This is a genomic window from Puia dinghuensis, from assembly GCF_014642875.1.
Lineage (GTDB): Bacteria > Bacteroidota > Bacteroidia > Chitinophagales > Chitinophagaceae > Puia > Puia dinghuensis.
Genome location: NZ_BMJC01000008.1, coordinates 36,776 through 52,671, shown reverse-complemented (window position 1 = coordinate 52,671; position 15,896 = coordinate 36,776). Strand labels below are relative to the sequence as shown.

Annotated in this window: 9 protein-coding genes; 3 read left to right on the top strand and 6 right to left on the bottom strand. The window is 55.5% G+C overall.

From position 1 onward, the window contains the following. Position 1: 1 nt before the first annotated feature. From dut to porV, 3 genes are all read right to left on the bottom strand, one after another. Positions 2-448 carry a dUTP diphosphatase gene (gene dut, locus IEY39_RS28190; RefSeq protein ID WP_188937960.1) on the bottom strand — a complete coding sequence of 149 codons (447 nt, stop codon included), beginning with the start codon at positions 446-448 and terminating at the stop codon, positions 2-4. A gap of 33 nt (positions 449-481) precedes the next feature. Then, complete coding sequence (gene ispF, locus IEY39_RS28185) at positions 482-955, bottom strand: 2-C-methyl-D-erythritol 2,4-cyclodiphosphate synthase (protein ID WP_188937959.1); 474 nt, start codon at positions 953-955, stop codon at positions 482-484. A 204-nt stretch (positions 956-1,159) separates the two neighbouring features. Next, positions 1,160-2,344: a type IX secretion system outer membrane channel protein PorV gene (porV, locus tag IEY39_RS28180; protein ID WP_229689127.1), complete on the bottom strand. Its 1,185-nt coding sequence runs from the start codon at positions 2,342-2,344 to the stop codon at positions 1,160-1,162. 458 nt (positions 2,345-2,802) lie between these two features. Between porV and IEY39_RS28175 the strand changes: the two genes are divergently transcribed. Beyond that, positions 2,803-4,344: an SUMF1/EgtB/PvdO family nonheme iron enzyme gene (locus tag IEY39_RS28175; RefSeq protein WP_229689126.1), complete on the top strand. Its 1,542-nt coding sequence runs from the start codon at positions 2,803-2,805 to the stop codon at positions 4,342-4,344. A 55-nt stretch (positions 4,345-4,399) separates the two neighbouring features. Here the strand turns inward: IEY39_RS28175 and IEY39_RS28170 are convergent, their stop codons facing one another. Beyond that, positions 4,400-6,823: an ABC transporter permease gene (locus IEY39_RS28170; protein WP_188937955.1), complete on the bottom strand. Its 2,424-nt coding sequence runs from the start codon at positions 6,821-6,823 to the stop codon at positions 4,400-4,402. Between the two features lie 13 nt (positions 6,824-6,836). Between IEY39_RS28170 and IEY39_RS28165 the strand changes: the two genes are divergently transcribed. Both IEY39_RS28165 and IEY39_RS28160 read left to right on the top strand, forming a co-directional pair. Then, entirely contained in the window at positions 6,837-8,258 is a 1,422-nt protein-coding gene (locus IEY39_RS28165) for a UDP-N-acetylmuramoyl-tripeptide--D-alanyl-D-alanine ligase (RefSeq protein ID WP_229689125.1), read from the top strand. A 98-nt stretch (positions 8,259-8,356) separates the two neighbouring features. Beyond that, complete coding sequence (locus tag IEY39_RS28160) at positions 8,357-10,762, top strand: ABC transporter permease (RefSeq protein ID WP_188937953.1); 2,406 nt, start codon at positions 8,357-8,359, stop codon at positions 10,760-10,762. 15 nt (positions 10,763-10,777) lie between these two features. Here IEY39_RS28160 and IEY39_RS28155 read toward each other — a convergent pair whose 3' ends face one another. Both IEY39_RS28155 and ppsA read right to left on the bottom strand, forming a co-directional pair. Beyond that, positions 10,778-13,234 carry an ABC transporter permease gene (locus IEY39_RS28155; protein WP_188937951.1) on the bottom strand — a complete coding sequence of 819 codons (2,457 nt, stop codon included), beginning with the start codon at positions 13,232-13,234 and terminating at the stop codon, positions 10,778-10,780. 36 nt (positions 13,235-13,270) lie between these two features. Then, entirely contained in the window at positions 13,271-15,718 is a 2,448-nt protein-coding gene (gene ppsA, locus IEY39_RS28150; protein ID WP_188937950.1) for a phosphoenolpyruvate synthase, read from the bottom strand. Between the last annotated feature and the right edge of the window lie 178 nt (positions 15,719-15,896).

The window sequence follows — 15,896 nt, the reverse complement described above, 5'->3', positions numbered from 1 at the left end:
ATTATATTTTACCGGTATGCCCGAATCCGCCGGCATTACGGGCCGTTTCACTTATTGTTTCTACATTTTCCCAGCCGATCTGGACGACGGGGCTCACCACCATCTGCGCGATGCGGTCGCCCGGATGCAGCGTTTGCGCCTCCTGTGAGAGATTGATCAGGATAACCTTTATCTCCCCGCGATAGTCGGAATCTATCGTTCCCGGAGTGTTGAGACAGGTGATGCCCTGCTTTATCGCCATGCCGCTGCGGGGGCGGATCTGCGCTTCATAACCCTGTGGGAGTTCGATGAACAAACCGGTAGGAACCAGGTTTCTTTCCAGCGGTTGCAGCACCAGCGGAGCGTCGAGATGTGCCCGCAGGTCCATACCCGCCGACCCTTCCGTCGCGTATTCGGGCAGGGCATTGGGAGATTGATTGATGATCTTGACCTTGATTTTTCCTGACATGGCGCAAATATAGCGGATTTAAGGTCCTTGACCTTAAATCCGCTCAAGGAGAACCACCGCATACGCCACTATCCCTTCCCCGCGGCCGACGAATCCCATCTGCTCCGTCGTCGTCGCCTTGATGGAAATATCCTCCACCGCGATCTCTAACGATCGGGCCATTGTCTCGCGCATCGCCGGGGCATACTTCATGATCTTCGGCGCCTCGAGCGTCACCGTGCTGTCGATATTCACCACGCGATACCCGCGGACCTTTATCATCTCCCACGTCATGACCAGTAAGATCTTGCTGTCGATATCTTTATAAGCGGCATCGGTATTGGGAAAATGCTGACCGATGTCGCCCAGCGCCAGCGCCCCCAGCAGGGCGTCACAGATAGCATGGATTAGCACATCCGCGTCGCTATGTCCTACCGCCCCCCTTGTAGAAGGGATCTGCACCCCGCCAAGCCAGAAAGCGCGGCCTTCGGCCATCTGATGAAAGTCTATTCCGAATCCAATACGCATATGTATATCGCTTGCGGGTTTCTGGCAAAAATAACCCGCCGCGCTATACCGAGAACTTCGGCGGAGCTTCGTTCCTCGCTCCTCCTCGTTCGCAGTCTTCGCGGGGGCTCGACTGTGTCGTCCTTCGGCCAACGGACCCGTGGTCCGTTAAAAGTGCGGTCCCGGGCTTCGCCCGGGACCGCATAAAGATAGGTTATATCGAATTTAATTCGTCGAACTCTGTGTATTCGTATTATTATCACCATTACTATCCAGATCGAACGTCAACCCAAAGCGCAGCGTATTCGACAGCGGATTGCGGTTCGTGCCGCTGCCCGACGGAACGAGATAAGAGAAATTAAGCCCCATCACATTGTACTTCAAACCCACACCCACGCTGAAATATTTGCGGTCGCCCTTCGTCGGATCCTCATAGTAATAACCCGTCCGGAAGAAGAACTGATCCTGGTAGGCATATTCGGCGCCCACCGAGAATTGCAGGCTCTTGAACTGGTTCTCCCCGCTGAAGCTATTGAACCAGCTGCTCGTGATCGCCTTGTTATGATACGCCGCCAGATTGATATTGTCTACCGAATCATTACCCGTTGCAGCCGGGGGCACCGGCACCAGCAGCTTGTGGATGTCGAGACCCACCATCAGCTTGTTGTCTTCGTTGAAGACCATCGTATAGGTGGCGCCCAGGCCGAGATCGGCGGGGATATAATCTTTTTCAACCGCAGAATTCGTATACCCGATCTTCCCACCCAGATTGGTCAGCGCAAGACCGAAATTCCAGCCGCCCTTATCGTCTGTCGCCCCATGATAGAACAGGGAGATGTCGGCTGCAAAGGTCTTGCCGGGCTGATAGGTGCTTCCGCTGGCGGCATATCCCGAAGCCAGATTGGAGTAGATGTAGCGGCCGGCCAGGGCGATGCTCAGCTTGTCGGCCAGTTTCCGCGAATAGCCCAGGTCGAAGCTGAATTCGCGGGGGTGACCGGTGCCCAATGTCTGACCGCTGTAGTCGGTGAACTCAATGTTACCCAGGCTGAAATACCGAATCGAAGCCGACAGCGCCGAGTTGACGTCCAGCTTCTTGTAGCCGGAGAAGGCGATGAGGTATACATCGTTGAGCCCCAGGTCTTTAAGCCATGGCGTATAGGTCAGGCCGAGACCGATATCCTTCTTTGCAAAAGGAATCTTGGATTGATTGTAAAAGGTGGAAGCGGCGTCGGGCGAGGTGGCGACACCCAGGTCACCCATACCGCCGGCCCGGGCATCGGGGGAAATTCTTAGGAAAGGCACCGCAGTCGTAGTTACGTTCAGCGTATTTGCAGTCTGCGCAAACGCACCGTTCTGCCACACAAAGACTAACATTAATAAAGCAGCTAATCCCTGGTAAAATCTTTTCATGAGCTTTTTAAATTTTCTTTTTACAACACGCAAAATTTGCGAACATGGTTTCCCGGGATGCTGGATTTTTTAGCAACCGGCAGGCCATAGCTAAGGGAGTGGGGTCCCGTCAGAAAAAGCCTTTAGAAATGTAGATTTGCGATATAGGCGGCTAAATTAATGATTCTTAATACATTGCGCGTTGACGCGACCATCTTCTGTCCAATCTCCGCTAGTCCTTCATTCGACGTTCGTTCGGCAATCCTCTTCCAACGGGTTCTTGTGGAAATTATTGTGCGTCCGGCGCGGTCTGTAGCGAAACAAAGCCCATGCCACCGCACGCAAAATACTCCTGGCGGCCCAAAATTAAAACTTTCGCTCTTACCGGCAACTGTGGATAAATTCGGCACGTATTTTTATACAATAATTCACCCTCGAGCGGCGTTTTTACTCTTTACGGCTATTAAATGCGTCAAGTTATGAATCTGAAAAACCTAGCAATCCTGGTATCATCCGTTTCCCTCTTTGCTGCCTGTCACAAAAAACCGGAGCAATCCAGCGTTACTGGCTGGAACTATAATGACTCCAAGATGGGTGGATTCCAGGTATCCAAAGAAAAAGAACAGCACACCGGTCCGGGGCTGGTATTCGTCCAGGGTGGTACATTCACCATGGGCGCCACCCAAGAAGATGTGATGAGAGACTGGAATAACGTACCTAGACGTGTGACTGTCAACTCTTTCTACATCGATCAGACCGAAGTTGCAAACATCCACTACCGCGAGTACCTGTACTGGATCAACCTCGTTTTTGACGCCGATGAATACAAAGCCGTTAGAGAAGCCGCCCTGCCCGACACCCTGTGCTGGCGCAGCGAACTGGCTTACAACGAGCCGATGGTAGAATACTACTTCCGCCACCCCTCTTATAACTTCTATCCGGTGGTAGGCGTGACCTGGAGACAGGCCCACGACTTCTGCCTCTGGCGCAGCGATCGCGTGAACGAGAAACTCCTCATGGATCGTGGCTATATCAACCAAAATGCGGTTAAGAACCTGCAGGGTCTCGGTCAAGAGAACTTCAACACCAAGGCTTACCTGATGGGTGAATTCCAGGCTACTCCCGACAAGCGCGCAAGGTCGAAGAGCAACCCGCTGAAGAACCCCAACGGTACGCCCCGTACCCAGGTTACTTTCGAAGACGGTATCCTTCTTCCCAACTACCGCCTCCCAACGGAAGCCGAGTGGGAATATGCCGCTCTTGGTTATATCAATCAGAACCCGCTGCCGAGCTTCAAGGACAAGCAGCGTGGTGAAGAGCTGATCGCCAACAAACAGGTCTATTCCTGGAGCAACAACGTCAACGGCCTCCGCGACACGCGTCACGGCAGCTGGCAGGGTACCTTTATGGCGAACTTCAAACGCGGCTCCGGTGATAACATGGGTGTGGCCGGTGGTCTGAATGACAACGCCGTATACACCGCCCCCGTAAAATCTTTCTTCCCCAACGGCTTTGGTATTTATAACATGTCCGGCAACGTGAGCGAGTGGGTAGGCGACGTCTATCGCCCGATGACTGGCCAGGACGCCGACGACGTCTCTCCCTATCGTGGCAACCACTTCAATACTGTTGATTATGGTAAGGAAGGCAAGGCCGAACGCGACAGCCTTGGCCGTATCAAGATGCGTTATATGACCGACTCTGAATCCCAGGGCCGCCGCAACTACCAGAAGAGCGATGTCATCAACTATCTCGACGGTGACTCTACTATTGCCGGCATCTCTTACGGCTATGGAAAGACCACGCTGATCAGCAATAAATCCCGCGTTGTAAAAGGTGGTAGCTGGAACGATCGCCCCTACTGGCTCAGCCCCGGCACCCGCCGCTTCCTTGAAGAAGACCAGTCCAACAGCACTATCGGTTTCCGTTGCGCTATGGACCGCGTAGGCAGCCCGGCAGGTAATGGTCGTCAAACCGGTGTCAACTACAAGCAAAGACGTCAGAATACCCGGAAACAATAAGAACGAATATAGCCAACCATAAAGAAGGGGCCCCGCGGGGGCCCCTTCGCTTTTATTATTCGGCTTTCAGGCTGTGCACCGGATTGGCCACCGCCGCTTTCAACGCCTGGAAGCTGATCGTCACCAGCGCCACCAGGATCACCATCGCCCCCGCCGCTGCGAAGATCCACACTCCGATATCTATGCGATAGGCAAAATCCTGCAACCATCGATGCATTCCCCACCAGGCGATGGGTGAGGCAATAAAGATGGAGATGAGCACCAGCCGCAAAAAATCTTTTGACAACAGCCCCGCCAATTGCCCCACGGTTGCCCCCAATACCTTGCGGATGCCCAGCTCCTTAGCGCGCTGCTCGGCCATAAAGGCGGAGAGGCCGAAGAGGCCCAGGCAGGCGATGATGATGGCCAGGCTGGCAAAACTCGTAAAGATGTCCCCCATCCGTCGCACATCGGCATACATCCGGGCAAAACTTTCGTCGAGGAAGGTATAGCGCAGCTCCTGGTGCGGCGAAAAGCTCTTCCATACCGATCGCACTTGTTTGATGAGGGATGCGATGTCTGCCGTATTCATCTTTACGGCCACGGTGTTTGCCCAGTCGCCCCGGTGGAGCACGACGGGTCCCACCTCCTGTCTCACCGATTCGAAATTGAAATCGGCCACCACCCCGATGATATGTTGATCATACCAGGTGAAGATCTCCTTGCCGATAGGGTCTTTGATGCCGAGTTTCTTCACCAGGGTCTCGTTGACTACCACCCCCGTCGTGTCGGAGGCGATGTCGTAGGAGAACATCCGGCCCGCGACGAGTTTCATTCCAAACGTCTTTACATAGTCGGGGTCGACCCGCCAGGTCTGTGCGCCCACGGACGGGTCGATCTTCTGCCGGCCGGCGATGAAAGTCTGGTTATTGTTCCGCTTGCCGCCGCTGACCGGCAGATAGTCTGCTAACGAGACGCTCTTTACCCCCTGTATGTTCAGCAGTTGGTTCTTGAACGGTTTTAGTTGTTTATCCAGCGTTCCGGCGCCCTCGATGAGCATTACCTGGTCTTTGTCGAAGCCCATCTTTTTGTTCATGATGAATTGCATCTGGCGGTAGATGACGACCGTCGCCACGATGAGGATCACCGATGTCGTAAACTGGAAGACCACCAGCACACCGCGCAGGCTCGAATGGCGGCTGCCACTGCTGATGCGTCCCTTCAACACTTCTACCGGGCGGAACTTTGACAGATAGAAACTCGGATAAAGTCCCGACAACACCCCTATCGACGTCGCCGCCAGCAGCAACAGGGGCAGCAGCCACCACTGCGTCCAGGGAATATGCAGGGCCGTCGCCGCGAGCCGGTTGAACAGCGGCAACATTACCAGCGCAAGACCCAGCGCCAGCAGGAAAGCAAAATAGCTCAACACCAGCGACTCGATCAGGAACTGCTGTATGAGCCCTATCCGCAGCGAGCCCACCACCTTCCGCAGCCCTACTTCCTTTGCCCGGTTGGCGCTGCGCGCGGTCGAGAGATTGATAAAGTTGATACTGGCCAGCGCCAGGATAAGTACTGCAACCGCACCAAAGAGCCAGACGAACCGGATGTCGCCGTGTGACAGGCTGTCGCCGATGTCATAATCCAGATGGATATGGCTTACCGGTTGCAGATGCATGTGCCGCGCACCGAGCAGCTCCTGGATATTCGGGGTACCCGCCTGTTGCATGGCCGGGAGCCAGTGTCCCTTTACCACCTGGTCCATCTTCGCATCGAGCTGTTGCGGCGGGACACCGGGTCTGAGCAGGACATAGGTATCGTAGTTTTGGGACATCCAGGAAGTCTGCTCGCCCTTCCACAGCTCCTTCCCGGTGAGGGTCAGGAAAAAATCGTAGTCCAGATGCGAGTTGGGAGGGAGATCGGCCATGACCCCGCCTATCTTGTAGGGATGTTGTTTATCGTTATTGAGATAAAGCAGCTTGCCGACGGGGTTGATACCGGGGAAGTATTTGTCTGCCTTGCGTTTGGAGATGAGGATGGTGTTGGGTTCGGCCAGTGCATGTGACCGATCGCCATATACCATCGGTAGTTGGAACATGTCCAACAATGACTGATCCATATACGCAAACCCTTGTTCGTACGTGTCCTGGGTCTTGTTCTCCGGCATCACTTCATTGCTGCCCGCGCCGTTGAACAACGGATACGGCATTATTCTGCCACTTGCCTCTACCTCCGGCAATTCGGCCTTGAAGGCCTGTGCCGTGGCCGGTGACTGGGCGACGTCTTTTTCATCCTGGCCCCGGTAGTGCCAAGCGGCATACACCCGATAAAGCCGGTCGCCATTGGGATAAGTCTTGTCGAAGCTGGTTTCGTGTTGGATATACAAAGTCATCAGCAGGCAGGTGGCGATGCCCAGTGCAAAGCCCCCGATCTTTATCGCCGAATAAAAGCGCTGCTTCCGCAGCTGGCGCAGAGCGATCTTTAGATAGTTTTTTATCATAGATGTCAGTTTGATGGTTAAAGCTATGGGCGCGCCCCTTCCCTGGAAAGACCCCTGCCCCGCCGGATTGTTGCATGCCAAATCGTATTTTTGTGTACGTTTGCTCATGACCATCGAATTGCTATACGACCTCTATCAGCGTTATCCCTCGGTCCAGACCGATACCCGTCAACTGAAACAAGGCGATCTCTTCTTTGCCTTAAAAGGCCCCAACTTCAACGGTAATGCCTTTGCCCTCCGGGCCCTCGAATTGGGAGCCGCATACGCTATTGTCGACGAACCGGTGGTCAGTCCATCGGTATCCGCCACCCCGGTGGCCAACGATCGGATCATACAAGTTCATGATGTGTTGTTTACGCTGCACCAGCTCGCGCTCTATCACCGGCGGCATTTCGATATCCCCTTTATCGCCATCACCGGCAGCAACGGGAAGACCACGACAAAAGAGCTGATCCATGCGGTGCTCGCTTCCACTTTTCAGACGTATACGACAAAAGGAAATTTGAATAACCATATCGGTATCCCGCTAACGATCCTTTCGGTGCACCGCGATGCCGAGTTCGCCGTTATCGAAATGGGCGCCAACCATCAGAAGGAGATCGAGGGTTACTGCCGTTATACCCTGCCTACTCATGGCATTATAACGAATATCGGCCGTGCTCATCTCGAGGGTTTTGGCGGTGTCGATGGCGTCAGGAAAGGCAAAGGTGAATTGTATGACTATCTCCGGGATGAGGGAGGCTCCGCCTTTGTGTTTCGCGACAGCGAGGACTTGCGCCAGATGAGCCGTGGCATTCCACACATCATTACCTATGGGACGGCGGATGCAGATGTTGTCGGTAAGGTTGCGCCTTCCGAAGACAGTTTCCTGCATGTGGAGATCACGCGGGGCGCGATTGCCGGCGTTGTTCCCACACAGCTGGTTGGCGACTACAACCTACCGAATGTCCTTGTCGCGGTAGCTGTCGGTAAACATTTTGGCGTGTCCGATGCGAAAATCCGCCAGGCCATCACCCAATACACGCCTTCCAATAGCCGCAGTCAGCTCATCGAGCGCGACGGCAACCATATCATCCTCGACGCCTACAACGCCAACCCTTCTTCGATGCGGGCGGCGATCGAAAATTTTGCGCGGCTCGCGACGGATGGCGGTGAAAAGGTACTGGTACTTGGCGCCATGGCCGAACTGGGCCCCGAGAGTGTGAATGAGCACAGGGGTATCGTTGAGCTGATCGGCGAGTATCCGTGGGCGCAGGTGGTGCTCGTTGGTGGGGATTTCCTGAAAGTGGAGCATCCTTATTTGAGTTTTGCTAATAGTGCCGAGGCGGCGAAATGGTATGGCGGCGCCGGGCTGAAAGGTGCGTGGGTGCTGATAAAGGGGTCGAGGAGTAGTAGAATGGAGGAGGTGCTGGCCCGCACACCTGGCGTATCATAAGCGAACAATCGCCCTCGAGGGAAATCCCCTTTCCCCTTCGTTATCAGCACCCTGCAATCCTGGCACCGTCTTGGCAGCGACTTTGCAAATTCCCGGGCATGCTTAAAAACTATCTCACCATCGCCATCCGCAACCTTTGGCGTCATCGCGTCTTCTCCGCGATCAACCTGCTTGGTCTGGCTGTCGGTATGTCCTCCTTCCTTCTTATCTTTTCCTATGTCAGCTTCGAGCGCAGCTATGACAAATTCAACCCCAAGGCAGATCGCATTTATCGTCTCATCTGCGACACCCGGACCCAGACCGAACTCCTGCCTACGGGACTGAGCTCCGGTCCTGCCGGTCCCTCCATAAAAGCTAACTTCCCCGAAGTAGAGACCGAGGCTCGCATCTCTTATCAGAACGGCCTCCTCGAGCACGGTGAGAAACGATTTCAAGAGAATAACATTATCGCCGCGGACAGCACCCTTTTTGACATTTTCGCTTTCCCGCTGCTCAAAGGCGACCCCAAGACTGCGCTCCGTGACCCCTTCAGCGTGGTATTGTCTGAAGCCGGCGCCCAAAAATATTTCGGCTCCGCCGATCCGATGGGCCAGCCTTTGCTCGTCGATCATAAGTACGTCTTCAGAGTCACCGGCGTCATGAAGAACATTCCCGACAACGCCAGCTTCCATAGCGATTGCTTTTTTTCCATGACCTCGTTCGTCGATCATCTCTATGGCAACTGGGACCATAATTGGGGGAATTTCGGCTGGTTCACCTTTCTCCTCCTGCGCCCCGGTGCTGACCCCACCCGCCTCGAAGCCCGCTTACCACCCTTTGTAAAAGAAAAGGCCGCCGACGTAGAAAAGGCAACCGGTATGTCCTATACCTACCACCTGCAGCCGCTGAAAAAAATCCACCTCGGTCCGACACTCAACAACTACGGTATTGGCGAGCCCACCGGCAGCAAGAGCAATACCGACGTCTTTGCCATCGTCGGCGTTTTCCTCCTTCTCATCGCCTCCATCAACTTCGTCAACCTCGCCACGGCCCGGGCGGCAGAGCGCGCACGCGAGGTCGGAATCCGGAAAGCCATTGGCGCCGTACGCGGTCAACTCACCCTGCAGTTTCTCGGTGAGTCTATCCTGCTTTGCCTCCTCGCTTTCGTATTGGCCATCGCGTTATGCAATGCCCTCCATCCGCTGTTCGGTATTCTCCTGGGTAAAGACATCCCGCTGCAGGCCTTTGGCGCGGGCAGCTATGTCGCCCTCCTGCTGGGCATCGCCATTGGCATCGGCGTCATCGCCGGTATCTACCCCGCGCTGGTCCTCTCCGGTTTCAACCCCGTCGCAGTGCTCAAAGGCCGCTTCGGTTCCAGCCGTAAAGGGCTGCGGTTGCGCGAGGTGCTCGTTGTCTTCCAATTCGTCATCTCCACTGCTCTCATCATCGGCACCATCGTCGTCTACAACCAGCTACGGTACATGCAAGACCAGGAGCTTGGCTTCAACAAGAACCAGGAGATCGCCATCAATTACCATGGCGACAGTGCAGTGCGGGTAAACACCGAGCCGTTGCGGCACGAACTCTCGGCCATCCCCGGCGTAAAGGCGGTCGCCTACTCCAACTATGTTCCAGGCAATAGCCCCACCAACTGGTTTCTCCGCATCGCCAATCCCCAAGGCGATATGCAGGGCGCCAACCTCAACTTCTATGTCGTCGACTTCGATTTCTTTCCGCACTATGGTATACGGATGGCCGCCGGTCGTACGTTCTCCCGCGACTTTTCCACCGACTCCACCAAGGCCCTCATATTAAACGAAGCCGCAGCCCGTAGCCTTGGCTATGCCGACCCCACAAAAGCCGTGGGCCGGAAGTTCAATATGTGGGGCGTAGATGGCACCATCATCGGCGTCGCGCGCGACTTCCACTACAGATCACTTCAGGAGGCGATTCAACCCCTGGCATTCCGCGTGATGGACCAGGGGTGGTATAGTATGATCTCCGTTAGGATAACGGGGGACCATATCCCGCAGACCGTTGCCGCCCTGGGTCACCGCTGGCAGCAGCTGGTCCCCGGTCGTCCCTTCGAATATTCTTTCGTGGATGATGATTTTGCAAAACTGTATGCGTCCGAAGACCGGTTTCAGCGTGTCTTCCTTTATTTCGGGTTGCTGGCGATCTTCATCTCGTGTCTCGGCCTGCTCGGTCTCGCTGCTTACAGCACCTTCCAGCGCACTAAGGAGATCGGCATCCGCAAGGTGCTCGGCGCTTCTGTCTCGACCATCGTCGCCCTGCTGTCGAAGGAATTCCTGCGCCTTGTTGTTATCGCGCTGGTGATCGCCTCCCCCGTCGCCTGGTTTGCCATGCACCAGTGGCTGCAGGACTTTGCTTACCGTACCCCTATTGCGTGGTGGGTGTTTCCGCTTGCCGCCAGCGCCGCGGTGATCATCACGTTGGTCACGGTTGGGTTTCACTCGATAAGGGCTGCGGTGGCTGATCCTGTCGAGAGTTTGAGAACGGAGTAGGGATGCCTGAGCAGCTCATTCGCTGCGCAGGACCTTTACCGGATTGGCGCGGGCTGCGCGGAGCGCCTGGAAGCCTACGGTGAGCAGGGCAAGGCCGATGGCGCCAAAACCGGCCTCCGCCAGGATCCATGCATCCATCGGCTTGCGGTAGGCAAAATCACGCAACCACCCATCGGTGAAATACCAGGCTATCGGCGAAGCGATGACAATAGCAGCCACCACCAGCAACAGAAAATCCCGGCTCAGCAGCAAGGCCACACCGCCCACCGTTGCACCCATTACTTTCCGGATGCCGATCTCTTTTGCGCGCCGGCCCACGGAGAACAAGGCCAGGCCGAAGAGCCCCATGCAGGAAATGAGGATGGTGATCACTGTTGCCGCCTGCATCAGCCACGCCGTTCGGTTCTCTTCATTGTACAACCGGGCGATGGATTCATTGAGGAAGCTGTAATAAAACGGCATTTTTGGAAACAGCTTCTTCCATTCCGGCTCGATTCCCGCGATGAAACTCTTCGCGTCTTCACCTGATTTGTTTAGGGTTGCGAGCCGCACCCCGATGCTTTTTTCATTTTGCGGATCGTTGCGGATGATCATGGGTTTGATGGTCTCCCGGAAAGACTCCTGGTGAAAATCGGCTACCACGCCCACCACCGTATAGGCGATATCGTTAGTGTAGACCAGTTTGCCCACTGCATCCGCCGGCGTCAGCTCCAGGGCGTGGGCATAGGTTGCATTGATCACCACCTCTCTGCTGCTGTCGCCCGGCAGCAGGTTGCGCCCTGCCAGCAGCCGCATCTTATAAAAGGGGATAAAGGCGGCATCGCCCAATTGGATGGCGACATCCATCTCTATAGGCATGCTGCCCTTATAGACGAAAGACCCATTTCCATGCCCCGGCATTGGCGGCCCGCCCTGCAGGATAGCCTCCTGTACTCCGGGTGTGGCTCTCAGCCTTTGAGCGAACAGCTGCATCTGCCAGGCTTTTGTCCGCCGGTGGCCCAGGGTAAGAATGGCGTCACTAGTAAAACCTTTGTCCGCCTCCTGCATGTACCGTACCTGTCTGCCAATGGCCAGGGACGCGATGATAAAAAGCAGGGACATCATAAATTGAAAAATGATGAGCGCCTTGCGCAGACCGGCGCCACCCGTGCCCAGGCGATCGAGCGCGCCTTTGAGGCTGAGCACCGGCAGATAGGACGATAACAATCGCGCGGGATAGAACCCTGCAGCCAGGGTCACGACGAGCGTCGTTGCCAGGAGGAAGAGCAGGTTTCCGGTATCCAGAAAATCAAACTTCACCCCGTAAGGGATATAGTGACTAAACAACGCCAGTGCCGGCCGCACCAGCGCCACCGATAGCACGATTGCGAACAGCGTCACCAGCAGGGTCTCGACCAGGAATTGCCCGATGAGGCCCTTCCGGCTGCTGCCCATCACTTTGCGGATACCTACTTCTTTCACGCGTTGGAGGGATTGCGCTGTGGAAAGGTTGATAAAATTGATGATCGCCAGCACCAGGATGAAAACGGCAACACCCATCAGCGCATACAGCAGGGGGAGGTACGCCCGGCGGAAATCGTCGCCCGTGTCGCCGGGATGGAAATCGGCAGTATAATGCATCTGTAGCAGCGGTTGCAGATAGAGCCGCAGGTTAGTTGCCCCGGGGAAGGACACGATCTTTGTCTTTCGGGCATAGCCGGCCAGCCGGGCATTCACGATGGCGGGGTCCACCCCTTTTGCCAATCGGACAAAGGCCTGTGACTGGTGCGGTGACATGCTTCGCCAGTCATCGGTAGGGAATTGGGCCCGCACCCAGGTGGACGGCGCCGTCCGGATGGAAATGAAAGAAGTATAGTTGAGGTCGGATTGTTTACCCCAGTCTTTGACGATGCCCGCGACCGTTACCGGCAGGCTATCTTCATAGATAAGCGTCCGGCCGAGCATTGCATCCAGGGGGCCGGGACCAAAGTATCGCCGCGCCGCACTCTCGGCCAGCACGACCTTGTCGGGATCGTTCAACACCGCCGGATTGCCTATCAGCCATTTATGGGGGAAGAGATCGAAAAAGGCGGGACCGGTCAAGATCGTCGACAACGCATAGCTCCCGTCCTGATTTCCGCTGAACTGTTCTTCCGCCTTGCCTCCCCGGGCCGGAACGGTGATGGAGAAAGCAAACGTATGAAACCCCACCTGCGCCTCGAATCCCGGGATATCGTGTTCTATGCCCGCCACTTCCGGGATAGGGCTGTTGAGAAATTTGGTTCCGCCACGCATTCCTCTAAAATCGCCGACGATGCGGTAGATGCGGTCCGCGCCGGGATGAAACCGGTCGAAGCTGAGGTCGAACCGCGCGATGAGGTAGATGACCATACATGCGCAGATGCCGAGAGACAGGCCCAGCACATGTATGGTCGTATAGAGCTTGTGGTGGCGGATATTGCGCCAGGCGATGCGAAGGTGGTGCTTCAGCATAGTCGGAAGGTTTTCCGCGGGGATGCGAAAATGGAATTATTCCATATGGGCTACCTGTTCAACCGCGGCTATTGCCTTTATCGTCCTTATCACCGAGTCTGGGGTCACCGAAATGCTGTCGATGCCTTCTTCCACTAGAAATTGAGCGAAGTCGGGGAAATCCGATGGCCCCTGCCCGCAGATGCCCACCTTCACGCCGCATTCCTTTGCCGTTCGGATCAGCATCCGCAGCAGCGCCTTCACTGCCTCGTTGCGCTCGTCATAGATGTGCGCCACCAGCGACGAGTCCCGATCGAGGCCCAGCGTCAGCTGTGTCAGATCGTTCGACCCGATGGAAAAGCCGTCGATATGCCGGGCGAACTCCCGCGCAAGCAAGATGTTGGAGGGGATCTCGGCCATGAGGAAGAGTTCGAGGCCTTTATCGCTCCCCGTCTCGCGGCCGCGCACGAGGCCGTACTCCGCCATTACCATCTTCACCTTCAGCAGCTCGCCCACCGTCCGGCAGAAGGGGATCATCACGACCACATTGTCGAGTCCCATTTCTTCCCGCACCCGCCGGATGGCCCGGCACTCCAGCCCGAAAGCCTCCTTATACTGAGGCGAATAATACCGCGAAGCACCACGCCAGCCGATCATCGGATTTTCCTCGGAAGGTTCGAAATATTTTCCACCCAATAAATTATAGTATTCATTGCTTTTGAAATCGGAGAACCGGACGATCACCTTCTGCGGATAAAAGGCCGCGGCAATCCGGGCGATGCCATAGGACAGCTTGCGGATGAAGAATTCTTCTTCCTGGTCGAACCCTGCCATCTTCTTTTTTATTGCCTCCGTCAGCTCCTTATCCTTGAGTTCGCGGTGTTTCAACAGGGCAAGGGGATGGACACCGATATAATTGTTGATAATGAACTCTTCGCGTGCAAGGCCTACTCCGCTGTGCGGCAAATGAGCATAGTGAAAGGCCATCGCCGGAGACCCCACGTTCAACATCAGCGGGGTGTCGATGCGGGGCAGCGTGTGCAGATCGGTCTCCACGACCTTGAAGTCGAGGGCGCCTTCATAGATGAACCCTTCGTCACCCTCGGCACAGGATGCCGTCACCAGTTGCCCATCGGCCAGCAGCTCGGTCGCATTGCCACAGCCTACTATGGCAGGAACGCCCATCTCACGGGCTACAATAGCCGCATGACAGGTGCGCCCCCCCTTGTTAGTGATGATCGCCGCGGCCTTCTTCATAATGGGCTCCCAGTCGGGGTCGGTCATGTCCGTCACCAATACATCCCCTTCCTGGAATTCCTGGCCTGCCTCGAGCCGCCGATCGAGCGAATGCATGATCTTGACTTTTCCTGTTGCGATCTTACTTCCCACGGCAATCCCTTTCAGCAGGGGCTCCGCCGGTCTTATCTTCTCCCCCAGCACATATTCTGTCAGCGTTCCGTTTTTCTTACGGGAGTGAATGGTCTCGGGCCGCGCCTGGACAATAAACAATTCCCCGGAAAGGCCATCTACAGCCCATTCCACATCCATAGGACACCAGTGGCCTTTCACCTTCGAATAATATTCTTCTATGCGGCAGACCCAGTCCGCCAGTTGGAGGATCATCGGCTCTTCGAGGCAGAAGCGGTGCTGCATCTGGCGATCGGCGGGGATGATCTTCACGCGTTCGTCCGGGTCGTCTCCATAGACCATCAACTTATCCTTAACGCCCAGTCGTTTTTCGATGATGGAGGCAAAGCCCGCCTTTAACGCCGGCTTGAAAACGATGAATTCGTCGGGCGACACCGCACCCTGGACGATCATCTCGCCCAAGCCATACCCGCCGTTGATGACGACCACATCTTTGAAACCCGTCTCTGTGTCTAACGAGAATGCAACGCCGGACGTCCCGAGATCGCTACGCACCATCTTCTGGACGCAGACCGAAAGCCCCACTTCGAAATGGTCGAAGTGAAAATTTTCCCGGTAGCTGATCGCCCGATCGGTGAAGAGCGAAGCAAAACAGTTACGGACGGAATCCATCAGCGCGGCCGGTCCCCGTACGTTGAGATATGTTTCCTGCTGACCGGCAAAGGATGCATCCGGCAGGTCTTCCGCCGTCGCCGACGACCGCACAGCCACATCCGTCTCGTTCTGGTCGTATTGACGAGACAACGCGTAATATGCTTCGATGATGGACGCACTCAGCGCCGGCGGAAATTTACAGTTGCGGATCAATTGCCGGATACGGAGGCCTGCCCGTCTCAACGACTCCACCTTATCGAAATCGATCTCTTTCACGAGGCTCCTGATCTCCGCCTCCAGGTGGCCCGCTTCGATAAATTCCCGGTAGGCATTCACCGTAATCACAAAACCGTCGGGAATGCGGATACCCATCCCGCTGAGGTGGGTGATCATTTCACCCAGGGATGCATTCTTGCCCCCGGCAATGGCGATATCGGCAAGGCCGACATTTCGTAAAGGCACAACATAGGCTGTAACTGACATATCGCGATTCGAATTGATGACAAATAGAGAGCTCGCCCGGTAGTTGCCGCAGCTCAACAGGATATTAAATGTGTGTGGAAATTGGAATCCGGCTGGTTAATGTAGGAATGAATCAGGTCTCTCTTTGTATTAAAACAAAAGTAGAAAAAAAGTTTGCTAAACAAAATTTTGCAATCGG

What these genes read in the sequence shown, in the direction of transcription:
- ispF (WP_188937959.1), bottom strand. Translation starts at nt 955, where the DNA reads ATGCGTATTGGATTCGGAATAGACTTTCATCAGATGGCCGAAGGCCGC.
- IEY39_RS28155 (WP_188937951.1), bottom strand. Translation starts at nt 13,234, where the DNA reads ATGCTGAAGCACCACCTTCGCATCGCCTGGCGCAATATCCGCCACCAC.
- IEY39_RS28165 (WP_229689125.1), top strand. Translation starts at nt 6,837, where the DNA reads ATGGTTAAAGCTATGGGCGCGCCCCTTCCCTGGAAAGACCCCTGCCCC.
- dut (WP_188937960.1), bottom strand. Translation starts at nt 448, where the DNA reads ATGTCAGGAAAAATCAAGGTCAAGATCATCAATCAATCTCCCAATGCC.
- porV (WP_229689127.1), bottom strand. Translation starts at nt 2,344, where the DNA reads ATGAAAAGATTTTACCAGGGATTAGCTGCTTTATTAATGTTAGTCTTT.
- ppsA (WP_188937950.1), bottom strand. Translation starts at nt 15,718, where the DNA reads ATGTCAGTTACAGCCTATGTTGTGCCTTTACGAAATGTCGGCCTTGCC.
- IEY39_RS28160 (WP_188937953.1), top strand. Translation starts at nt 8,357, where the DNA reads ATGCTTAAAAACTATCTCACCATCGCCATCCGCAACCTTTGGCGTCAT.
- IEY39_RS28170 (WP_188937955.1), bottom strand. Translation starts at nt 6,823, where the DNA reads ATGATAAAAAACTATCTAAAGATCGCTCTGCGCCAGCTGCGGAAGCAG.
- IEY39_RS28175 (WP_229689126.1), top strand. Translation starts at nt 2,803, where the DNA reads ATGAATCTGAAAAACCTAGCAATCCTGGTATCATCCGTTTCCCTCTTT.